19 protein-coding genes are annotated in these 23,685 nt (G+C 38.9%); 3 read left to right on the forward strand and 16 right to left on the reverse strand.

Annotation, left to right across the window (positions count from 1 at the left end; all coding sequences use genetic code 11):
• The first annotated feature begins 25 nt into the window (after window positions 1-25).
• A complete protein-coding gene (gene truA, locus EV194_RS05565; RefSeq protein WP_132432950.1) occupies window positions 26-790 on the forward strand; it encodes a tRNA pseudouridine(38-40) synthase TruA in 765 nt (254 codons plus the stop codon).
• 70 nt (window positions 791-860) lie between these two features.
• On the opposite strand, the gene EV194_RS05570 is transcribed toward truA, so the two are convergent.
• The 6 genes from EV194_RS05570 to EV194_RS05595 form a co-directional block, all read right to left on the reverse strand.
• Window positions 861-1,280 (reverse strand): hypothetical protein, encoded by a 420-nt coding sequence (locus EV194_RS05570; protein ID WP_132432952.1) that lies wholly within the window; start codon window positions 1,278-1,280, stop codon window positions 861-863.
• A 150-nt stretch (window positions 1,281-1,430) separates the two neighbouring features.
• Complete coding sequence (locus EV194_RS05575; RefSeq protein ID WP_132432954.1) at window positions 1,431-2,177, reverse strand: shikimate dehydrogenase family protein; 747 nt, start codon at window positions 2,175-2,177, stop codon at window positions 1,431-1,433.
• 9 nt (window positions 2,178-2,186) lie between these two features.
• The gene (locus EV194_RS05580) at window positions 2,187-3,089 is read right to left on the reverse strand and encodes a DUF368 domain-containing protein (RefSeq protein ID WP_132432956.1); all 903 of its coding nucleotides are present in this window, start codon (window positions 3,087-3,089) and stop codon (window positions 2,187-2,189) included.
• 13 nt (window positions 3,090-3,102) lie between these two features.
• Entirely contained in the window at window positions 3,103-3,873 is a 771-nt protein-coding gene (locus tag EV194_RS05585; protein WP_132432958.1) for a phosphosulfolactate synthase, read from the reverse strand.
• A gap of 67 nt (window positions 3,874-3,940) precedes the next feature.
• Window positions 3,941-5,377, reverse strand: a complete 1,437-nt coding sequence (locus EV194_RS05590; protein WP_132432960.1) for a tetratricopeptide repeat protein — start codon at window positions 5,375-5,377, stop codon at window positions 3,941-3,943.
• An 80-nt stretch (window positions 5,378-5,457) separates the two neighbouring features.
• Window positions 5,458-6,990, reverse strand: coding sequence for a DUF4301 family protein (locus EV194_RS05595; RefSeq protein WP_132432963.1), 1,533 nt, complete (start codon window positions 6,988-6,990; stop codon window positions 5,458-5,460).
• Window positions 6,991-7,380: 390 nt separating this feature from the next.
• Here EV194_RS05595 and EV194_RS05600 point away from each other — a divergent pair, with 390 nt between their 5' ends.
• On the forward strand, window positions 7,381-8,595 hold the full coding sequence (locus EV194_RS05600; RefSeq protein WP_132432965.1) for an OmpP1/FadL family transporter: 1,215 nt from the start codon (window positions 7,381-7,383) through the stop codon (window positions 8,593-8,595).
• 115 nt (window positions 8,596-8,710) lie between these two features.
• On the opposite strand, the gene EV194_RS05605 is transcribed toward EV194_RS05600, so the two are convergent.
• The 10 genes from EV194_RS05605 to EV194_RS05650 all read right to left on the reverse strand — a co-directional run bounded on the left by EV194_RS05605 (window position 8,711) and on the right by EV194_RS05650 (window position 21,806).
• Window positions 8,711-9,244 carry a GNAT family N-acetyltransferase gene (locus tag EV194_RS05605; protein WP_132432967.1) on the reverse strand — a complete coding sequence of 178 codons (534 nt, stop codon included), beginning with the start codon at window positions 9,242-9,244 and terminating at the stop codon, window positions 8,711-8,713.
• 44 nt (window positions 9,245-9,288) lie between these two features.
• Window positions 9,289-9,765: an MEKHLA domain-containing protein gene (locus EV194_RS05610; RefSeq protein ID WP_132432969.1), complete on the reverse strand. Its 477-nt coding sequence runs from the start codon at window positions 9,763-9,765 to the stop codon at window positions 9,289-9,291.
• A gap of 262 nt (window positions 9,766-10,027) precedes the next feature.
• Window positions 10,028-10,864, reverse strand: a complete 837-nt coding sequence (locus tag EV194_RS05615) for a hypothetical protein (RefSeq protein ID WP_132432971.1) — start codon at window positions 10,862-10,864, stop codon at window positions 10,028-10,030.
• Window positions 10,865-10,956: 92 nt separating this feature from the next.
• The gene (locus EV194_RS05620; RefSeq protein WP_132432973.1) at window positions 10,957-11,589 is read right to left on the reverse strand and encodes an indolepyruvate oxidoreductase subunit beta; all 633 of its coding nucleotides are present in this window, start codon (window positions 11,587-11,589) and stop codon (window positions 10,957-10,959) included.
• 2 nt (window positions 11,590-11,591) lie between these two features.
• Window positions 11,592-13,397 carry an indolepyruvate ferredoxin oxidoreductase subunit alpha gene (locus EV194_RS05625; protein WP_132432975.1) on the reverse strand — a complete coding sequence of 602 codons (1,806 nt, stop codon included), beginning with the start codon at window positions 13,395-13,397 and terminating at the stop codon, window positions 11,592-11,594.
• A gap of 560 nt (window positions 13,398-13,957) precedes the next feature.
• A complete protein-coding gene (locus EV194_RS05630; protein WP_132432977.1) occupies window positions 13,958-17,173 on the reverse strand; it encodes a S41 family peptidase in 3,216 nt (1,071 codons plus the stop codon).
• 473 nt (window positions 17,174-17,646) lie between these two features.
• The gene (locus EV194_RS05635) at window positions 17,647-18,150 is read right to left on the reverse strand and encodes a hypothetical protein (RefSeq protein ID WP_132432979.1); all 504 of its coding nucleotides are present in this window, start codon (window positions 18,148-18,150) and stop codon (window positions 17,647-17,649) included.
• An 89-nt stretch (window positions 18,151-18,239) separates the two neighbouring features.
• Window positions 18,240-20,477 (reverse strand): amino acid permease, encoded by a 2,238-nt coding sequence (locus tag EV194_RS05640; protein WP_132432981.1) that lies wholly within the window; start codon window positions 20,475-20,477, stop codon window positions 18,240-18,242.
• Window positions 20,478-20,554: 77 nt separating this feature from the next.
• Window positions 20,555-21,331, reverse strand: coding sequence for a nucleoside triphosphate pyrophosphohydrolase (mazG, locus tag EV194_RS05645; protein ID WP_132432983.1), 777 nt, complete (start codon window positions 21,329-21,331; stop codon window positions 20,555-20,557).
• Window positions 21,321-21,806 (reverse strand): C-GCAxxG-C-C family protein, encoded by a 486-nt coding sequence (locus tag EV194_RS05650; protein WP_132432985.1) that lies wholly within the window; start codon window positions 21,804-21,806, stop codon window positions 21,321-21,323. The genes mazG and EV194_RS05650 overlap by 11 nt, the downstream gene beginning before the upstream one ends.
• Before the next feature lie 566 nt (window positions 21,807-22,372).
• On the opposite strand from EV194_RS05650, the gene EV194_RS05655 reads away from it, so the two are divergent.
• A complete protein-coding gene (locus EV194_RS05655) occupies window positions 22,373-23,500 on the forward strand; it encodes a sensor histidine kinase (RefSeq protein ID WP_165921809.1) in 1,128 nt (375 codons plus the stop codon).
• The last annotated feature ends 185 nt before the right edge of the window (window positions 23,501-23,685 follow it).

Consider the following 23,685-nt stretch of genomic DNA (forward strand, 5'->3'; position numbering starts at 1 on the left):
CTTTGCCATCATAACTTTATAGCGTATGGCAAGATATTTTATGGAATTGGCCTATAATGGTACAAAATACCATGGCTGGCAACGTCAGCCTAATGGTATTTCTGTGCAAGAACAACTTGAAAAGGCAATTTCCGTCATTTTGCGTGAACCGGTATCAATTACCGGAGCAGGCAGAACCGATACTGGTGTACATGCCCGCTATATGGTTGCGCACTTCGATTTGCAACAAAAACTTGAAGAGCCACAAAAACTAGCCATTCATCTGTCACGTTACTTACCCAATGATATTGCGATATATTCTGTTGTAAAGGTAAATGACGATGCTCACAGTCGTTTTAGCGCCATTGCCCGCCGATACGAGTATCATATCACAACGCAAAAGAATCCGTTTTTAAACGGCCTGGCAACAAGAATTAAATTTAAACCAGATGTTGATTTGATGAATGAGGCAGCCATGAGTTTGTTGGCGTATGATGACTTTACCAGCTTCTCCAAGTTGCATGGCAATACCAAAACAAATTTGTGTCGGATAGATTTTGCCAGATGGGAAACACATAGCGACCGCTATGTATTTAATATTCAAGCCGACCGATTTTTAAGAAACATGGTTCGAGCCATTGTTGGCACATTATTGGATGTGGGACGAGGTAAAATCACACCAGATGATTTTAGAAAAATCATCGAACTAAAAGACCGAGGAAAGGCTGGCACTTCCGCACCAGCCGAAGGACTTTATTTGGTGGATGTGATTTATCCTGAGGAGGTGTTTGTAAAAGACAATTTCAAATAATAGTAAGGCATATAGGTGATTGTCGCAAATGAATAATAATAGAAATCTCGTTTAGCAAAAAAATGGAGTTTTATTCTGATCTTGTGTAAGTTAAGAATTCAGAATAGCTAATATAGATTGAATGTATTGAAATAATAGATAAGTTGTCATCTTTAAAATCATAAACCCACTTTTCTAATTTCTTATTACGAAAAATGAAAAGAGTATCAAAATCCGTATAATACAGAAATGGAACTTCACGTTCCAGCTCAGAAAACTGATATATTTTTTGATTTCCAATATTGTTCTCTGCGAAATGTAATGAATCAAGCCAACTTCCAATCCCATTGAAGTCATCTCTTGTAGAAAAATTCATCGTCCATGTCCCGAGTAATTGCGGGTCAAACTCTCTACCGATAATTATATCTTCTAAGTCAGAATCATCCTGTTTATCACATGAAGATAGTAGTATGATTCCAATTCCTATCAATAGCATCAACCTAAACAACATAAACATAGTTTTTAATTGTTAAATTATTTATTAGATTATTCAATAATTATTAGATGGATAGAAATTTATATGGTTGCTTATAATATAGATTAAATTTTTAAATATTTACAATATCAATAGAACAAATGATGTGTTATATGCATCTATATATCAATCCATATTCCAAAGCCTCCAGGCCTCTTCGGCCTGCAGATGCAGCATTTCGAGCCCGTTTTTTACAACAGCACCTTTTTCAGCGGCTTTTTTCATAAACAGGGTGGTCTCCGGATTATATATCAAATCATAAACCAGGTGGTTTTTGGTAATGCTATCATAAGGGATGTCCGGTGCATCCTCTGTATTGGGGTGCATTCCGATGGGAGAGGAGTTGATGATGATTTTATACTCAGAGATTATTTCCGGGGTTAAAGAGTCGTAACTGACATGAGCAGGAGCTTTTGGGGTTCTGCTAACGAACCGGTATAGTATGCCTGCCTTTAATAAAGCGTGCGAAACCGCCTTTGAAGCACCGCCCGTTCCCAGAATCAGAGCTTTGGTGTGTTCAGGTTTAATTAATGGATTCAGGGAATCCAGAAAGCCGGTTACATCACTGTTAAAGCCTTTCAGAAATGGTTTGTTGGTATTCCAGGATATTTTAATCACATTTACAGCACCAATACGGCCTGCTTCATCATCCAGTTCATCGAGGTATGGAATGACCTGTTCTTTATATGGAATGGTGACATTTAACCCGGCCAGATAAGGGTGTTGTTCCAATAATCCTTTAAACTCAGAGATAGAGGCTATGGGAAAATTCAGATACCTGGCACCTATCTTTTCCTTTTTAAATTTCTCGGTAAAATATCCCTGCGAAAATGAGTGGGAGAGAGGATAGCCTATTAAACCAAATGTGCGCATAGTCGTTAATTATTCTGTTTTTTTTCGGGCGATTAATTCAGTGGCATAAATAGTTGCAATTCCTCCCAGAAAGAGAAGCACGGCAAACCAAAATGTTGCATCTGTCTGAGGCCATAACCAATCATAACCAATCACTTTTGTTTTGTCTCCGAATGTTTCAGTCAGTTCGTGTTTCCATGGCCATAAAATTCCCAATGAACCGGCTATAAAGCCGGTTAACAGAGCTATGGTTGAATGCGGAAACCGCTTCATCAGCCACGATAACAGCCGGGAAAACGCCATCAGTCCAAACGCACCTCCTGCAATAACAGGAATCAGGATGTCCAGTCGAAACTGGTTAACAGCCTGAATCATCACCAATTGATAGTTCCCCATCAGAATTAAAACAAAAGAGCCACTCAGGCCGGGAAGTATCATGCTACACACGGCAACAATGCCACATATAAAAAGATACCACAACGCACCGTTTTCGGACGCGGGAGTCATTACTGTGATTGAAACTGCAATTGCTGCACCGACAATTAAGGAGATGATGGAACCGTAGTGCCACTTTCCAACGCTTTTTCCAACAAACCAAACAGATGCCAGTACAAGTCCGAAGAAATAGGCCCAGACATAAGTGGGGTGTTGAGCAAAGAGGAATTCAAGTATTCTGGCAAGTGAGAGAATGGCAACACCAATTCCTGCGAAAAGAGTCACCAGAAAACTTAAATCGGTATGCTTTGAGAAATCTTTAAAATTGCCCTTCAAAATCAACTGAAAGGCTGTTACATCGAATGATTTTATGGCATTTATGAGTCGTTCAAAAATTCCGGTTATCAGAGCAATGGTGCCTCCTGATACGCCTGGTATCACATTCGCAGCACCCATGGCCATGCCTTTCAGGCCATGGCCAATGAATTCTTTTATCATTACAATTTAAATTTTAATCTTCCTCACCGGTAACAGGCGGAATCAGTTTTAACAAAGTAGAGCTGTGAAGCCCCAGTCGTTTGGTTTCTAATGAAATTATATCCTCAGGCGGAATGTTGCACAGGTTAACATTATTCCCGAAAAGATTGATGAGTTCTATCTGATGCTTTTTATCAGAGCTGTCCCATAGCAACTGTTGTGGACTTATATTTTTACCTTCATTTTCATGAATGTATCGGGCCAATCCGTCTTTGCCGTAAACCGGCATTTGTTCACTCTCTTTTATTATCACCATTGAAGCCCCGGCAGCTAACTCCTCGGACGCAAGTTCTGTCCATTTATCAAAGCTGAAATGCTCATCGTGAAGTGTGCCTGTGGTTTGGCTGATGACTTTATAGTTTTTTGAAAATTCCCTGATGGCCGAGAGTTTTTCTTCACGGGTGATGCTAATGGTGCCTTCAGAAATTTCCACATACTCCATTCCATATCTGTCAAGATATTTGCGGTACTCATCCACTAATTTTCTGTGGAAAAAGAGCTCAAAAAGCGTTCCTCCGAAAACCGGTGTAACCTCAGCACTTTTATATATATTAAGTTTTGATTCCAGCGATGGAATCAAAATACTGGTGCCAAAGGCCATTTTAACAAAATCGGTGTATGGAAATATTCCCTCACAAAAACTCTCCGTTTCACGAACGCTCAAACCTTTATCGGTCATCATGGAGACGCCGGTTACGCGAGGTTTATCAGTTCGTTCAGGTAAAAATGGAAGATTAAAGTTCATGACCCTGTGATTTTAGTTTGTATAAATATAACTATAATTTCGGGAGCACGTTCCGATGGTGGTGTTTTTAAAACGGACCGTCATCATGAATAAGGTACTTATAAAGAATGCTTCTGAGTGCCGGACTTCGGTCAATTGGTCCGTCCAGTTCAGGCATAAGATCAATTAATAAGTCATAGCTTCCGGGATCGTTTTGCATGGCCTTTTCAAAATGCATGGCAGCTTTTTTAACGTTTCTACTGTCTTTAATATAGTAAGTGGCCAATATAAAATGCACAGCCGGTGAATCGGGATACTTCTTTAACCAAGCCTGTAACTGACGAACACGTTGTTTTGCAGGTGTTTCTACCAAAATCAGTTGATAAATTTCATAGAAATTTCTCAAGCTTTCAGGATCATCTTCAACAGCCTCTTCAAAAGCTTTGTAAGCCTCGTCGTACATTTTGTTTAGTAAAAGTGCACGACCGTAGAGATACCAGAATTCCCCAAAGTCAGGATGATGTTTAATGGCAAGTTTTCCAGCTTTTACCGACTCCTTCTTAAATTGATGGTTAATCAAACAGGCCAGATAGTTAAGCCAAACCGGCATGTAGGCGGGATCAGTTTTGGTGGCGAGACGATAAAATCGCAAGGCCATTTCAATATCTCCAATCCTTTCATAACAATCGGCAATGTAGTGATAAGGCAGAATTTCTTCGTAACCATAAGAGATATAATCGATATAAATATCGATGGCTTCCTGACACCTATCTAAATTCACCATGTTGTTGGCTTTGTTAAACAAAGCCTCACCATGGCGAGGATTGAGCGCAAGAGTATAGTCATAGCAATTATTGGCTGCTTCATAATCACTGTTCTTAATATGAAGAATGCCAAGATTATACCAAGCGTTTTCCGAGAATGGATTGATGTCAATGACTTTCAGATAAGTCTCCAGACCTTTATCAAGATTATACTCCTTGTCATAGGCGTAAGCCAGCTCAAACAGCAGGCTTTCGCTGTCGGGATAATTATTTATTTCCTGTTCCAGAAAAGATATGGTATGAACAAAAGCCTCTTCCTGGTTGAGATTAATGGCAATATCAAGCAATATTTCATCCCGATCTTCAAAAGCTGACTCCAGTGCGTTATTGAAGCAAATAATCGCATCATTGATGCGGTTATTACGAAGGTAAACCAATCCCAGATTTAGATATACCTCAGGATTGGATTTCTCAAGATTTTGTAACTCCTCTAAAAGGTGAATTGCTTCCTGATCTTCACCTTTTTCTATTAAAACAATGGCTTGTTTAATTTTTAATGATGTGGCATAGGGGTGTTGATGTATGCCGATTTGTAAAACTCGCTCGGCTTTTTCAAACTGAAATTTGTCGGAAAAAAAATCGAAAATATTCTCTATGGTGTGAACGTCAAAAAAATGGTTTTTATGACCATTTTCCATCTGTTCAAATCTTTCAATTTCTTCTTTGATGTTATTATAGTTGGTATGCCAGGATTCATGCATAAATATCCGGTTTTAGATCACAAATTTACTCATAAACAATGATCTTTCAGCATTTATTGAAAAGAATCTTTCAGGGTGTTTTAAACAACCGGCTGATGTTGAGGTCGCAGCAGATCATTTACGGTTTTTACCGGGTTAAAAGTCTCAATTGGGACTTCCACAAAAAGCGTGATCCAATTTGCCATGGCACCATTCCATAAGCCCGGTAGCTCAAGCGCTTTCAGTGGTCGGCCACTGAGCGATTTCTCTGAGATAAAACCTGTTTGGGGATCGGTGTATTTGGTCAGGTCAAATTTCTTTCCTTTGTAATTCCTGACATAGCAGACCAGGTCAACAGGGTTAAAATGCGTGGCATTATTAAGCTGGGTAACCTGGTGCGCATCGTTCATATTTATTTGCGAAGTTTCAAGAATCTGCAGAGATTCCTGTCCGGCCTCATCTTTTACTATAAACGGTCCACCCCCGGGTTCACCTTCATTTTTAACCATTCCGCAGACTCTAATAGGCCGATTCAGAAAACTTTTCAGGTAACTCACTTTCTCATCATTGGAAAAAGCCGGGAAATTCTCCGGCAGTTTAACCGATAGCTGCTCATTTATAAATTTAACAATGCTTTCAATGGTAATTTGAGCCGGTGCTTTCTCAAGCTTTACGAGAAAAGAGAAAATGGTTTCTTTAACATCCAGAAGCATTCCACCCAGTGCTTTTTTGTATGTTATGGTCGTATCCATAAGGTGCTCGGGTACTACATTGTCAATATTTTTAACAAATATCAGATCAGCATTTTGTTCATTCAGGTTTTCGATGAGCGCTCCGTGTCCGCCCGGTCGAAAAACCAATTGGCCACTTTCATCCCTGAATGGCTCATTATCAGGCGTAACAGCCAATGTGTCGGTGTGTGGTTTCTGAAAACTAAATGATACATCCAGACCTATATCAAAACGGTTTTCGATTAAAGGCCCTTTATTATAAAGCATCTCCTTAAATAATTCATGGTGTTCGGGGCTAACAGTGAAATGAATATTGACCAATCCATTTTTATTTAAAGCGTACCTTGCACCTTCCGCCAGATGCTCTTCCATGGCGCTTCTGACGTCATTTTCATATTTATGAAAATGAATTAACCCTTTTGGCAACTGTCCGTATTTGAGTACTTCTTCACCTAAAACTGCTTTAATGATCTCTTCAGCTCTTGATTTTCTAACATGAACATTGTTCAGATTGTATGTTTTTAGTTTTTCCTGAATCAATGCGAAAAAAGCGAATCTTGGCAGCAACTCTATAAATTTTACTACAGGATGGTTAATCTCAAGGGTTTTAAGTGGAACAGGGTTTTCAAGATACTGATAAAGGTCTTTAAACATTCTGGTTGCTGCACCAGATGCAGGTACAAATTTCGAGACGCTGATGCTTGACTCTAATTGCTCTGTGAATCTTTTGGTGTATTCTTCAGTTTTTGAATCATTAAGAATCGTGATGCCGTTGTCCGGAATGGCCGGACGGATAATGTTCAAATCTGGAAAACCCACTTTAAATCTACTTATCTGTTCATTAAGTTGCTCTTCGCTGATCCCTTTCTCTATAAGTGTGTTTTTATCAGTCGATTGTATCATCTTTGTTAATTTTTTAGTATAATTTGAAAATAAATATACGCAAAAGTATGATACCGCTACGTTATTTTTTGTTAAGAGAGCTATGTTTCTGATAAAGGATAATAACTGAAGTAATTTTTTAGATTATAAACTTCAAAGCGATTCCTGAAATGATTTGTATTTATTAAAAAATGGGAGTAGCGAATTGTATTCGTTAAACAGAATAAAGATATTAATGAACTTTAAATTAGACATATACAAATGACGCGTTGATGGTTGTATGGATTTATGTCTATAACGTTCTAATAGTCTGTGGTATAAATTTCTGTGTGATTTAAAAAAATAATTACTTTAGCTATATAAAATTATTGTTACGAAAGTTATTAAACCCTAAAGTTGAAGTAAATTATTATGAGAAAACTATCGTTAATCACATTGTTGTTGGGAATATCAATAACAATAGGTGCCGAAGGTTACCAGGTAAACCTACAGAGTAATCGTCAAACAGGTATGGGACATACGGGAGCCGGCCAGTCATTGGGTGCAACCAGCATACACTTTAACCCGGGAGCTATGGGAATGATGAATTCCCAATTTGATTTTTCGGCGGGAGGTAGTGCTGTTCTTTCAAGCAATTCTTTTGAAGCTGGCGGTGTTAAGGAAGAGTCTGATAATCCAACAGGAACCCCATTTTACGTATATGCAGCCGGGAAAATTAACGACAACCTGGTGGCCGGAATTGGTGTTACATCACCTTTTGGGAATTCGTTAAAATGGGGTGATGACTGGAGCGGAAGATATTTGATCCAGGACATCTCGCTTCAGGCCATTTTTGTTCAGCCTACATTATCGTATAGAATTACGGATAAGCTCAGTGTTGGAGGTGGATTAGCTGTGGTTTTTGGAGGCGTGGAAATGAATAGAGCTTTTAACCTATCATCAATTAATGAAATGTTTCCGAGTGTTGATGGAAAGATAAATCTTCAAGGAAATACTACTGCTTTGGGTTATACAGCCGGATTATTTTATCAGATAAGTGAATGTCTAAGTTTAGGAATTAGTTATCGCTCAAAAGTAGAAGTTGAGCTAGAGAAAGGCGACGTTGAATATACCGTACCTGAGCCATTTGAATCCTTTTTTCCTTCAGACAATAAATTTTCATCAATGCTACCAATGCCGTCTAATCTTACTTTTGGATTAAGCTGGCGAGCTAATAGTAAATGGTTTTTTGCTGTCGATCTGCAACATGTTGGTTGGTCTGCTTATGAATCTCTCGATTTTGAGTTTGAACAAACGGACAACACCTCCATGCCAAAGAATTTTGAAAACACCATGATATACAGATTTGGTGCTGAGTACACATTAAACCCATCAGTATTATTAAGAGCCGGCGTATATTATGATGAAACACCCATCAAAGACCAATACCTTACGCCTGAAACTCCTGGAACAAATAAAACCGGCCTATCATTCGGGTTTTCATGGTTTATAAATGAAGGATTAAGTGTTGATGCATCGATACTCCATATTATGGGAGAGGAGCGAGACTCAACCATGCCTATGTTGCCCGGAACCTACAACACCAGTGCCTGGATTCCGGGAATTGGTTTGAGTTACAAGTTTTAGAAGGGTGGGAGTAAATCTCCAAGACCTTTTTTTATATATATTAAATGAGGGTTTGACTTAAAGTCAAACCCTCATTTATTTTTCTATATCATTGTGAGCAACTTCTTTCAGATTCCTATTTGTCAATCCCATACACCACCTCATAAATCTCATCTTTAAGCTTAATAAATTGCTCTTGGGTAAATTCCGGAGTATTTGTCATGACTTTAAGCGATAATGGCGAATGCTCTTTGTGATATGGCGGTTGAAAATATTTAAAAGGGTGAAGTTTAAATCCCATCCGCTCATAAAAACCAACCCTGCGAATGGCCATCTCATCCACAGGTGGTTCCACTTCGAGTACTACAGGAAGTGTACTTTCATTTAAAAACTCTTTGAAAATGATGTTTCCCAACCCCTGATTTCGGAATTTTGAAGAGACTGCAAAATGTTCAACAAATCGATGCTGTTTTAGCTTCCACCATGCCATAAAGCCCTTAACGTCATTATCTTCATTAAAGAACAAGTTAATTGCGAAGGAGGCGTTATATAATTGAGAGTAATAGTCTTCTCTCGATTTTCTTTCAGTTTCAGGAAAGCTCTCTACCATGATGTTCCAGAATTGCTCGAAAAGCTCCGGGGAGTTGTTTAAGATATTTGTGTAATTCATTATTATATTTTTTATTCAATATGGCCCCACAGTCCTTTGGGTTGCTAAAAATATTCAAATTCATCAAACATTGCTGCTTGGCCAACTCTATTATTTTCTGAATCATATACATTCCAAATAACAGCATTTTGGATTTTAAATCTTCGGCCGGTTTTAGATATTCTTATACCCGAATAGTTTTTTGAATACCCTTTCTCAGTTACATCAGCCAAAACCTTTTCTCTTTTAGCTCTCTCGTCACTTTCAGCAGAGTATTTAGAGGACATATTTGTTATTTCGTCCCATGACATTTCAAAAAGCCTAAGTGCCGTTTTATTTGCATAGTTAAATATGGGTTCCTGTGTCGCATTGTGAGCTAAAAGTACATAATCGGAATTGAATACTTGTTTTGCCTGTTCTTCCAAATTTAATGAAAAGTCCACTAACTCAATGTTCGTTAAGTTTTTTAAACTGCTAGTAATTAAGAAAATGTAATCTTTTAAGTAACCGTTTTCGTTACTTGGCAAATCGTTTTTTTGCATCACTTATTTTTTGTATTGGTTTAGTTTATAAGTATTTGGGACTTTAAATATTATCGAACATTTCCAAATATAGTATTGTTTTTAATTTCTTGACCGACTTGTTAATATAGATTTCTCATTACGCTCGAAATGACCGACTATTAAGTTTTGAGAGTTGACTTTGTTTGCCGAATATGTGGCTAAATCGCAGAATAGTCCATTATTGAAGAAAGATAAACGATATTGCGACGCCTGTTTACCAGATATATTAAAATGCAGTATGCTAAATATGCTTGAGGGCTTCTTTAACCGTCATATTTTTTTTGATGTTACGCTCTTTTGCCAATTGATTACAAACAGAGACAATGCCATTGTTAAGTACGTCCTGCCCGTTAAAAATCTCCGCACTCATGCAGCTTACCGTACAAGCAATTATTCCTGCATCACTTAAAGATTCAAGGCTTTTTGTACCTGCACTGTTTTTGCCGATACCTGCATCGTTAAAAAAAACAGCTTTCAGGCGATGTTTCTGTGCATATTCACCGGCACTCAAACCGCCATGAGATCCACATACAACAACATCACCTGCATTGCTTTCATTCAAAAAAGTTATGCTATCGGTGACAGTGATCAACACACCATTAATTTCTGTTTGAGTTTGTTGCTTTAAAGATTTGCTGTTGGTTTCATTATTGTTAGATGCGTGGATTTTACTTTCTCGAGTCGCTGGGGTGGGGTAACCCATATTGATTATTTTGGCAACGGCATCTTTTACAGCATCACCAATTTCTATTCCTGCTTCTTTGGCTTGGGCGTTGGTGTGACTTATTGTTCCGCTCTCCCAGGTGTCTTGGGCAATACCAATTTCAGCGCTGTTGTGATCAACAGCACAGGCTAGAATATCCTCAGTCTCGTAATGTAAAAGACCTCTGATTCCTGCCTGATTTTTACCAATACCTGCATTGTTTAAAAATACCGCCTTTACATTGCAGTTTCTTACGTGTTGAGCAAGCTCTCTGTTACCACCACAATGTGAACCGCACACCAGAATCGGACAAGTGTTGTTAGGTTTTAAATCACCTAAACTATCCAATAACACAACACCTTCAGGTATCTTCATGTGTTTGTAAATTTGTTATCCAATTACACCCGATATTTCGGGAGAACTCGTCACGAAACATCGTGACTAGTTTCATTTTGTACCCTTAAAGCTTAGCAATTACTTAATTCTGACTCTTTTTCAGCAACTTCTGTTTGAGCAATTGCCATTCCTTTTTCGTAGGCCTTTATGTTTCCCTCAACAAACTTTTTAGGAACATTTTCCTTTACAATTTGGATCATCTCATCGTGCGAATAACCTCTCAACTCAGCATAGAATCCAAGCATGACAATATTCATCATTTTACTGATGTCAAAATCGGGATTTTTATTTTCATCGGGATCAACAATAAATGTCTTCTTTCCCGATTTCCTGATCAGCTCTGTTTTAGATTCAGGCATGTCTTTTTCCAGTCGTGTGTTTACGCTGGAAGTAGATAACTCAAAAGTACTTGATAAAATGATGCCATCTTCCTTCAAGCAATGCAAATACCGCAGTGTTTCAGTTTGTTCAAAAGATATCACGTAATCAGCATCACCTGCTTTAATAAAGGGTGATAGCACAGGATTGTTAGAATACCGGAAATGGCTTTCTACACCTCCGCCTCGCTGTCCTAGCCCAATTACGTCAGATATTTTCAACTCATACCCAAGTTTCATATAAAACTTGCTTAAAAGGTTACTGAAAAGGAGAATACCTTGTCCTCCCACACCAGCTATTATAATGTTTTTACCTGTGTCCTGCATATTTATAATTTTATGGCGTCAAATTTACATGCCGTAGAGCATAACCCACAGCCCACACAAAGATCTTCGTTGATAACTATTTCAACTTTTCCGTCCTTGCCTTTTTTACTCTCAATGGCCAAACACCCAATATGGATACATTTCCGACATTGCGTACAAAGTTCCTGATCAATATGATAAGGATCGCTTTTTGGTAGCTTAAATTTGGTAATACATGGTTTTTTAACAATAACTACTGAATTAGTCTTTGCATTTACCGCGTTGAGGATGGCATTTTCAAGGGTTTCAATTTCGTAGGCATCTACGGTTACAATATCTTTTACACCAATGGCCTCGCATACTTTGGCAATTTCCAGTTTGTTCTCCGGCTTATAATTAAACCCAAACTCACTGGAAGCGATATGCTGACCGCCAGTCATTGCAAGACAGCTATTGTCAACAATAATCACCGTTGATTGACTGTCATTGAATATCAGATTCATCAACCCATTGATTCCTGTTGCCCAAAAACCACCATCACCAATCATGGCAACAAAATTTTCTTTGTGATCTGTTGCTACGTTGTAACCATGAGATAGTGCAATGCTTGATCCCATACACTTTTGTAGTGAATAGGCCTCCGTATGGGGAAAACAACCTATTAGTCCACAAGTTACATCAGCAGCAGCCTTGATTTTATGTTTTTTTAATATTTGTGTAATGAAGAGGTGAGAACATCCGGCACAACTAACAGGCAATCTAAAAGGAATGCCATCCATAATTGCTCTTTTGGGAGCATCGGGAACAAGTTTCTCCTCAATAACATCAGGAGTGAAACGCGTCATTTCGGGAAATTTAGGAAATAACTCTTTCCCAATGACCGATACGCCCAAATCCTTGATGTTCTTCTCCAAAATATCATGACCATCTTCTATTACATAGAGCTTGTCAACGTGTTTAGCCAATTTTCGGATTAACTTTTCCGGTAGCGGCATAACAAGACCCAGTTTTAAAATCGAAGCATCGGGTAAAACTTCTTTTGTGTAAAAATAAGGTGTACCCGCTGTAATTACGCCAATCTTTTTACCCCTCAACTCCAGATTGTTAATGTCGAAGTCATTGCAGTCATCAGCCAAACGTTTCATGTGAGCCGGAAAATCATTAAAACATTTGACCAATTTTGGATGCTCGGAGCCTTTTGCATTCATCATCATGGTGGTCATGATAACTTTACTGAAACTTACGGGATATTTAACCCGGCATTTTGCTTCGTAAGTATAATCTTCATCAATGATAACGCGACTGGTTGTTTTGCATATAACTGATGTAATTTTAAGTATGACAGGAGTTGTGTATTCTTCACTAATCGCGAATGCTTTAACCATAAGATCCTTAGCATCCTGACTGTCGCTTGGCTCCAATACAGGGATATTGAACATGTTCCCGTAATGACGAACATCGTTATAGTCGTCACCAGCGATACGACCAACATCATCGCCAACGACTATTACCAGGCCACCGTTGATCTGACTACCGGCAGCACCACCCAGCGCATCAGCTGCCACGTGTAGGCCAACAGTTTTCATTATTGCCAAGCTGCGATAACCCGCAAATGAAGCACCTATGGCTACTTCTAAACCCACTTTCTCATTGGTTGACCATTCGCAATATATATCGGGATATCTTTGATGTGTATAATCCATTACCTCGGTGGACGGTGTTCCGGGGAATCCGGCAGCAACTTTTACACCTGCTTCAAAGGCACCTCTGGCAACTGCTTCATTACCATTCATCATAACCATTGTGGTAGACTTACTTTCTGTTATCATACTGAAAAGAGCTTCCTATTATCGTTTAGTTTTTCTCTTGGTATTCTATGTAATAATTCTGAATCTATATTAGATATCTGATTCATGGGAATAGAAATCACATCTAATAAACATCCATTATTTTGATATTTAAGTGCTTGGCTTAATAAAAACCAGCCATGCAACAAGCTATGGTTTACAAAATTTTGCGGAAAATAGATAAATTATATTTAGCATCCAAATATGAACTACAGGATAATTACCTTTTACCAGGGCAAAATCATAAATTTAATTGTAGTTCAAAGATGATGTAAATCATGACATTTGTTATGATTTGCTGTTAATACATTTTTTTTTAGCAACGCTCTAAATTGTATCTTGTCTAAATAAATATAGCATAAGAAAATCCCACTTGCCAAGGCAAGTGGGATTTTCTTCGTCGCATGGAAAACCATTTATGATGGTTTTTTGAATTTACACCTATGATAATTTTATACATTACTTTCTATTTCCATCATGTGCCTTAATCATCAAAGAAACTCGTCTCATTGCGTCTGTTATCGTCTTATTAAATATCTGCTCTAATTCTTAACCGGCGGAGAAGGAATGGTTGGTAGTTCCTCGCGCTCTTTAAGTTTTTTAAGTATTACCTCGATGGCTTTATTCAGTTGCTCATCCTCTCCGGAAAATTCTTTGTAAGGATCATTTTCCAGAAAGATATCAGGTTCAACACCAACACCCTCTATCATCCAATTTCCTTCCATGGAGAGGGAAGTGAATTGAGGAATGCGCAAATCTGTCCCATCAATAAATGGCAAAGAGCCGGTGATTCCCACAATGCCTCCCCAGGTTGTGGTTCCAATAACCGTTCCCAGTCCAAGTGCCTTAAAGCCATGAGCAAACAGGTCACCATCCGATGCTGAATATTTATCAACCAGCGCCACCATGGGACCGGCAAGTGTTTGTGCAGGAATGGTAGAAACCACATTAGAGTTTCTTCTCATGTTTACACGATACGGAACGCGGCTCAGTCTTTCCAAAATCATGGGTGAAACATTGCCGCCACCATTTCCACGGTCGTCAATAATCAATGCCTTCTTGTGTAGTTGCGGGTAAAAATGTTTGACAAACTCATTTAATCCACCCGGTCCCATGTCCGGAATATGCAGATATCCCACCTGGCCATTGGTCGCCTCATGAACTTTTCTGATGTTGTTTTGTACCCATTCATAGTAATACAATCCGCTTTCGTCGGCAATTGGAGTAACAAGAACATGACGAACATTACTGGTTGAAGGCCTGTTGCTAATGGTTAACTCAACGGTTTTTCCCGCCGTGCCCTTCAATAGTTCATATATGTCGTTTACACTTTCGGTTGGAACACGGTTTACGGCTACGATGTATTCACCAACTGAGACATTCACACCGGGAGCATTCAGTGGTGATTGTAAATCACTGCTCCAGTTTGCACCTTCCAAAATGTGGTCAATTCTGAAATAGCCTGATTCATGTTGCGAAAACCTTGCGCCAAGAAGTCCCATCGGAATGCGATTAGCCTGTGGTTGGTCTCCGGGATTCACATAAGCATGTCCTGCGTTGAGTTCTCCAATCATTTCACCAATGACATAGTTGAGGTCGGTTCTATGATTAACATAACGAACATGCGGAGAATACTGTTTGTAAATGGCATCCCAATCTACGCCGTGCATATTGTCCACATAAAAGAAGTCGCGCATTTGTCGCCATGCTTCATCAAAAATCTGTTGCCACTCTTCACGGTAGTTTACCACCGCCACCATACCCGACAAGTCAATGGTGTTTTCCATCTGTACCGTGGATGTTGGCAAATCAATAACTCTCCAGGTTTTATTGCGGCCAACCAGCATTTTGTTGTTATTGGCAGAAATGGTATATCGATAATCTCCCAGAGATTGCTCTTTTTTCTCATTGAGGTCATACATCATCAAGCCATTTCCTTCACGTCCTCCCTGGAACATTCTGTTGTAATAAACCCGGTTGTTTACGCAACTGATGTTGAAATACCTGGCAGGCTCAATGGGAAGCTCAACAATTCGACTTCCAATTCCAGCAAAATCTATTCGTACATCTGTCTCTTTTTTCTCCTCATCATTTTTCTTCTTTTCTTCGGTCTTAACTACTGCATTTTGCGGAGCAAAAGGTGATGGGGTATCGCTGCTGAGTAAAACCATATAGATTTTCGCCATGTTGATGTATGCATGATTCCATTCGGTACTGCTGTATATGGGACTGAAACTTCGGTCGGATGCAAACAGCAGATATTTGCCATCGGCAGAGAAAACGGGACTATATGAGTGGTGCCATTTATCGGTAACCGGATCAATGTTGCCGGTTGACAGGTTAATGATTTTCACAATGCCCATTCTGTTGTCATTCCAATGCGTATAGGTAAGCCATTTACTGTCCGGACTCCAGGAAAAGTCATTGATTGGCCCCAGATTATTTTCAGCCAATTCTCTTGTTCTTCCGTTGGAAACATCCGTAACATAGAGCTTAAAACTTTGGTCATTCCAGGCAATCATGCGGCTGTCTGGACTCCAGGCGATGTTGAATTTGTAAACATCACCGCCGGTGGTAAGTTGTCGGGGAACATTTCCTCCGTAAACATCATTCACCCATATTTCGTATTCTCCACTTTTATCTGATAACCAGGCTATTTTACTACCATCGGGAGACCAAATGCCATTGCGTTCGTGAACACCTGAGGTACGGGTTAAATTATAAGTGATGCCTTTATCAGCTGGTACAGAAAAAATTTCTCCTCGTGCCGAAAATAAGACCCTTTCACCATTTGGTGAAAGGTCGGCTGAGAATATTCTCTCCGAAGCATCGACTCTTTCAACCCGCGAATGGTTTTTGTCGTTGTTTATCTTTACAGATACTTTTGCATAATTTCGTGTGGTGACATCCATTTTATAAATGTACCCGCCATTTTCAAAAACAATGTGGTTTTGAAAGTGGGAGGGGAATTTGATGTCAAACTCATCAAAATGAGTTACTTTTTCTGTCTCCTTTGTTCGTGTATTATACACGAACAGGTTCATGGTACGGTCTCTGTCCGATAGGAAAAATATCTCTTCTCCAATCCACATTGGAATGATATCCTGTGCCGGATTGTCGGTAATGGCGTGTGTTTCCCTGGTTTCAAAATCATGAATCCAAATTTCATCGGCCATACCTCCCTGGTAGTATTTCCAGGTTCTGAACTCCCTGAATACCCTGTTGTATGCCATTTTTTTTCCATCGGGAGAGAAAGACAGAAATCCACCTTCGGGGACTTCCACGCGCGTAGAAAGACCTCCTTCGGGACTTACTTTAAACAGTTGTCCCTTAAAAGCATTAAAAGAGTGCCTTCTGGAACGGTATACAATCTGCCCATCGGGTGTCCAATTTAGAACAATATTGTTTGGCCCCATGCGGTCGGCCAAATCATCACGCCCAAGCGTGGCCGTGTAGGTTAATCTTTGGGGAATGCCGCCTTCAGAGGGAATCAGGTAAACTTCGGTATTGCCATCATACTGTCCGGTGAAGGCAATTTGGTTTCCATCGGGTGAGAAACGCGGAAAAATCTCTAATCCTTCGTGTGAAGTGAGTTTTCGTGCTATTCCGCCTTCGTGCGGAACGGTGTATATGTCACCGGCATAGGTAAATACTATTTGATTTTGATTGATGGCCGGAAATCTCAGGAGCCTGGCCTCTTCTGCAAGAATAATTGCAGCAAGCATCAAAAAAGTTGGTAATAAAAGGAATCTCTTCATTGGTATATTATTGTTTTATGCGATTAATTTTTGGGTGATGATGTTTCTTAAGCCTTACCACTCTGTTATTACAACAAAATTAAACCCCACGGGTTTAATTTTATATGACAAATGACAGTGTTTTCGATGATTGTATCTTCCATGTGTTTTAAATCCATGGATATCTATCTTAATGTCTGATTAGTTACTATTTTAGGAATTTAATAGATGCGAAGACTATTAGATTATAGACAGATAGAATAGATGGATAAGATAATTAGAAACATTTGTTCCGATGGTTTGGGGCTATATTTTTCTTTATTAGACTATATATTTTATCCCGAAATGCGGGTTCAGAAGGAAATAAATTAAAGCATCGGAATTTTACTGCGTTCAAACTTTGCCGTGCTTAGCATCTAATATCTAATAATCTAAAGTCTAACAATCTATTATAAAACCTTATGAATATTAATTCAGAAAACAGTTACAGAAGTTTACTCTTCAGGAATATGCAACTCTTTGAGCACCGCATCAAACTCTTCAGGTTTTTGAGTTCCAAGCAACAGTTGCCTGCCTCCGCGAAATTCCAGTTGAACTCCCCAATATCCTTTAATATTATATGCTTTTGAGTGCTGCCCCAGTTTTAAACCCAATGCACTCATCTCTTTTATGGGGTGATACTCGCGAATAAAAGCACTGTGCACCTGTCCCAACGGGTATTTTTTCCGTTTCAAATGAAACGGAAAAAACTGGTATGAGATAAACCTTGAAGAGATTTCCACATCCAATTTAATAATGAGTAAAAAGATGGTAATGATGATGTGAAACGCAGAAAATATGATGCAAAGCGAGTCAGATACGGGAGCTTGTCCGATGGGAGTGTTCAGAATAACCTGGTAAACAAGCGCGAAGTGAGCAGGAATACCTGTTAATATTAAAACGACCCAAAGCCAAATCTGGTCAAATCTCTGAACTTCTTTAAATCTGATGGTTGACATAGAACAATTGTTTTACCTGGTAAACTTTTACGCGACAATTTTAATTCGCGTATTAAAACTATACGTTTTACAGTTTCTCTCAACTTATGCTATTTTATCTCTTTAGATTTGGCTGCATTCACAAATAAAATATCCCCAATATCGTGAAAACTATTGAAAAAATGAACGCCTTCGTGCTTAATTTTTTCATCTCTGAATCCCATGATGGTTAACGCAGCATTGCGCGAACGGGTGCTGATGATTTCACTGATGGTTTGATTTCCGGTAGAGGCAATGATTTCAATATTGGTTAAAGTAATTGGTAAACGGCCACTGGCAATGCGCTCTTCGAGCTCCTGCTTGGTCTCTTCTGTGTGTCCCGGAGCACAAATGCTGAAGATTTTGATGTGCCCTTTTTGCCAATCGGGGTGTGCCATAATGATATAACCCAGTAAAATCATCAGGTTGGTGTTGGTCATGTCGGTAGGTCTAATCCAGACATGAATTCCATTCTGAAAACGAACCGAAGCTGTTGAACTGGCAAAAATACAGACATCAAAATTGCCGGCCTTTGTCAGTTTTATGTTTTCAAGAATCCGGTGAATCTCTTCCGGTTTGTTTTTATCGTATTCAAAAAGCACCATGTTATTTTCCATTCCCGAAATGGATGGAGCTTGAATAACCTGTGCTATGGCTGATGTATAGGATGGTGAAATCATGGTGTCTATATACATTGCATTGTTCTCCTCAATTTGTAAATTGATGAGCTGCTTCATGATTTCCCGCGACTCGGCATAAGTCTGCTTACTGTAATATCCTTCAAGATAATGGAAGTATGTACCGAAACCATGCTTATAGCTTATCCATTTCATTAAATCCAGCACTTTTTCACGTTCCAGCGAATGCGGAGAGATACAGACCACGGCCGGACGCCATTCGTCGGCATCGGTTTCCGACTGGTTCTTCTGCATGTAAACCTGAATTTTCCTGTTCAGCTGGAAAAGCGACCCTTTGAAAATATTTACCAATCCCTTCTGGTCTTTGTTGTAATGCTCAATTACAAGGTATAGAATAACAATGATAACATAGGCCATGATGGTATAGAAAGGGTTAATCATAAACATCACCCAAACTGAAAGTAAAAACCCGGCCAAAGAAAAATACCAACGTGAGCGAAAACGCGGACGATAGGATGGAGGTGCACCAAAATGATTGAGAAAAGATATGAGACATAGAGAACCATAGGTGATTAAAAAGAACATGGAGATGATTTCGGCAACTACATCCACATCACCTAAAGCAACAAAAAGAAAGGCGATGACAAAAGAGACAATGCCTGCGTTGAAAGGCTCCCTTGTTTTTCCTTTTCCTTTGGCCATTAGAAGGTTGAATCGTCTGAACGGGAAAATTTTATCATACGCCAAAGCCTGCAAAGTACGCGGTGCAACCATAACCGACCCCAATGCCGATGAAATGGTTGATGCTGCCAATCCAAGGGGAATGATAATGGCGCCACCAATGGCAATGTGCGACATGATGAGCTGATGCTCCATTAAATCGGCTTGCGATGCAGAAACAGACATTTTCCAGACGATGAAAAGGTAAACAAGCATCCCTGCTACAGTTCCGCCCAGTGTGCCTAAAGGAATAGATTTACCCGGGTTTTTGAGGTCACCGCTCAGTCCTACACCGGCTGTCATTCCTGTGAATGCCGGAAAACAGATGGCAAATATCACGAAAAAGTTATCACGGTTAAAAAAACCAAAATTATTACCCGGTTGCCGCAAGGCCTCTTCTGCTTCAATGGGTTTGCCTGCAAAAAACAGGATGAGAGCCAAAAACAGGATGCCAACCACTACGTAAAGAGCTTTCACGCCCAGATTAGCTCCTCTTTTGAGAATGATTAAAGCCAATAATCCCAATGCTGGAATACTGATGGCCTGTCGTGGCAGTTCATATTCAAAGGTAGCGTACCACCAATTAAAAAAGGGTTCAAATGCCTCGGTAAATGCAATGATGTAAAAAGCCACGCTGATGGCTTGGGAGAGAAACAATGCAATACCGATGGTTGAACCAATCTTCAGACCAAATGAACGGGAAATGATGAAGTATTCGCCACCACCTTCTACGCGGGTGTTGGTTGATATTTCAGAAATAGCCAATGCTGTTGGCAATGTTATCATGTGGCCTAAAACCACAATTAGAATGGCACCCCAAAATCCAAGACTTCCGACTGCAAATCCAAATCGAAGAAACAGGATGGCACCTAATATGGTAGAAATGGCTGTAAAAAAAACCGGCGCAGTTCCAAAACCTACACCATGAGTCGTTGCTTTTGCGTTGGCCATGTATTTATTTTGAATGATGGTTTACGCTAAAATAGGAATTTTTTGAAAATATATATAGTATGATAGCTTTATCTTTACTACTTTTCATTTCTCTTAGCCTTATCCCAGATTTCATCCATTTCGGCAAGCGACATCTCCTTCAAATTCCGCCCTTTTTGTATGGTCTCTTTTTCGAGATAGTTAAAGCGGGAAATAAACTTGCGATTGGTGCGTTCCAGCGCATTTTCGGGGTTTATGCCGTATAAACGTGCGGTGTTTATGAGTGAGAAAAAAAGGTCGCCAAATTCATCTTCAATTCCATCCTGACTGCCTTTTTCAACCTCTGTTTTCAGTTCATTGAACTCCTCCTGAAGTTTATCCCACACCTGAGAACGTTCCTCCCAGTCGAATCCCACACCACGCGCTTTGTCCTGAATCCGGTTGGCTTTAATCATTGCCGGAAGTGAATCCGGAACTCCCGAGAGAACCGATTTGTTGCCGTTTTTTTCTTTCAACTTGAGTTGCTCCCAGTTTTCTTCCACCTCTTTGGCATTCTCAACTTTGGTATTACTAAAAATATGCGGATGTCGATAAATAAGCTTTTCAATCAGGTTTTGCATAACGGTTTCGATGTTAAACGCACCCTTCTCTTCACCAATTTTGGCATAAAAAACTATGTGTAAAAGCAAATCGCCCAACTCCTTACCAATGGCTTCATCGCTGCCTTCCAAAATGGCATCGGCCAGCTCGTAGGTTTCTTCTATGGTCAGTGTACGCAAAGTTTCGTTGGTCTGCACACTGTCCCACGGACATTTTTCTCTGAGAATATCCATAATATCCAGCAAACGCTGAAAGGTCTCTTTTTTAGACTGCATTATCGTTTTTAATTAAATTTTCAACGTAGTCGGCAGCATACCGCACATACTTGTAACATAGTTGTTGTTTCAACTTCCCTGATTTAAACAACGCCGAACCTTCCGGCGTGGTTAAATCACAATTATCCAGCAACTCAAGACAGTTAACATGGCCAAACTCCTTCTCAAAATGAGAAATAAACTCATGCACCAATTGATAGTTCCGGTTTTTAATTTCCATAGAAGATGTCAAAATTTCAACATCTAATTCTGCGGAATCATTATACGGAGAATTAAGAACTCCAATGGCCATTACGGCACCCGTAATGGCACCGCAAACTTTCTGTTTGCGGCCCATTCCGCCTCCAAAACCACTTGAAGCGGCCAATATCAAAGGTAAGTCAAAATTCTTATCCCTAACGGAACCGAAAAGGACAGATTCAGCGCAGTTGAACCCCTCTTCAAATTTTCTCTGTGCGAAGTTGGCATTATTCATAATATCCAAAGTTAAAAATTAATTGAAAATATAGCCTGTCTTGTATCATGAGTTATTCAAATTTATTAAATTAGATAATTAGATAAAAATCGTTAAGGAAATGTTAGTAAGAGGTTCAAAACTAATTGCAAAAAACGCGGCTTAGTAACATCGTTTAAAAAATACGTAGTATTTTTGAGAATCAGGTAAAATGTCCATTTTTTCAGAAACACGACGAAGTGTTGATTATAATGAGCCTGCTTGGGAGCTGAAAATAAATATTAATAATGATTATATGAAACATGCTAAATAGTTTGAATTCAATTCGTATAAGAGAAGAGTTTGAAAATTATTTGAATAAAATCTTTTTGAAAAATCTTACCCTGATTCTAATTTTTGGTGCTCCCTTATTACTATTCTATTTATACTCCGATTTGATTGTGAGGCAAAATTACCCCGGAGTAATAACCCGTATAATCCCTTTAACTATTGTAATTACTCTGTTAATTGTTCATTTAACAAACAAACACAAGAATTTTTGGCTCAAAAAATATTTGTACATATCAATATATTTTGCACTTCAGTTTATGATGTATGCAAAATGCCTTATTCATTTGCATGACGAGGGTCTTGCCCCTAGTGTAACAGGAGCGATTTTAGTAATTTTTCTGGTTTCATTAGATGTAAAGGAGAATGACAAACTGGCGGCTGTAATTTTCGGATTCCCAATTTTGATTTTTACTTTGTTTTTAATTTTCATAAATCAACCATCAAAAGAAGAATTTATCGTTTTGGCCGATGTATACCCTATTATAGTCCTTGGATACATTATAAACAGGATTCAATTTAGGCTTAGATTCAAACTTTTTAAGTCGAATAAGCTATTGGCTGCAGAGCAGGAGAAAACCAAAACTTTGTACGCAGAAAGTCTGTTAATCAATGGTGAACTCAAAAAAAGGGCGAATGAGTCCATGTTAATAAAGGAGGAGATTGAGGAAAAGAATAAGGAACTTAACAAAATGAATGAGTCAAAAGACAAATTTCTTGGTATAATTGCCCATGACTTAAAAAACCCGATTAGCAACATATGGGGATTATCGCAGCTCCTAATAACTGATAAAAGTTTGGACGAAGAGACCAAACAAAAGTGTATTGAAACAATTAATATTAGCATTAAAAATACACATAGCTTGTTGGATAATTTATTAGATTGGGCCAGAGCACAGAGCAATTCTATCGTATTCATCCCCAAGTTCCATAATGCATATGAAATTGTTGAGAGCATTCTTGACGTTGTGCAATATATGGCAGATAAAAAGTCTATATCGATTGAAAACAATATTTCGCAAAGTTTGAAGATTTTCGCAGACCAAAATATGCTGGAAACAATTATTAGAAATTTAATTTCAAATGCCATTAAGTATACCAAAATCAATGGAAGGATTGTTATTAGTGCCAATCAGGTTCAGAATGAGAATAAAGAATTTGTTGAGATAAGAGTTATTGATAATGGCATAGGGATGAGTCAAAATCAGTTATCTGAATTGTTCACAATCTCCAAAAACATTTCAACTAAGGGTACTGAAAATGAGGAAGGGACGGGTTTGGGATTGTTGTTATGCAAAGAGTTTATGGACGAGCATAATGGAGAAATACATGTGAAAAGTAGCCTGAGTGCAGGAAGTTGTTTCACCTGTCTGTTTCCTAGTTTATAAGAAAATACAATGGGTCTATCAATGAACATCTTTGTTCATTGATTAAATACTCAATGGGAGTATTGTTTCAATATTTTAATCAATGAGGTATTAAAGTCCCTTGATTAGGAACTAAGAAAGAGATAAACAGTTATCAATATTATTTTCAAAATCCAACATATCTACTTCCCATCTGCAAAAATTGT

It is taken from the genome of Natronoflexus pectinivorans, from assembly GCF_004345615.1.
In the GTDB taxonomy this organism is placed as follows: Bacteria; Bacteroidota; Bacteroidia; order Bacteroidales; family Marinilabiliaceae; genus Natronoflexus; species Natronoflexus pectinivorans.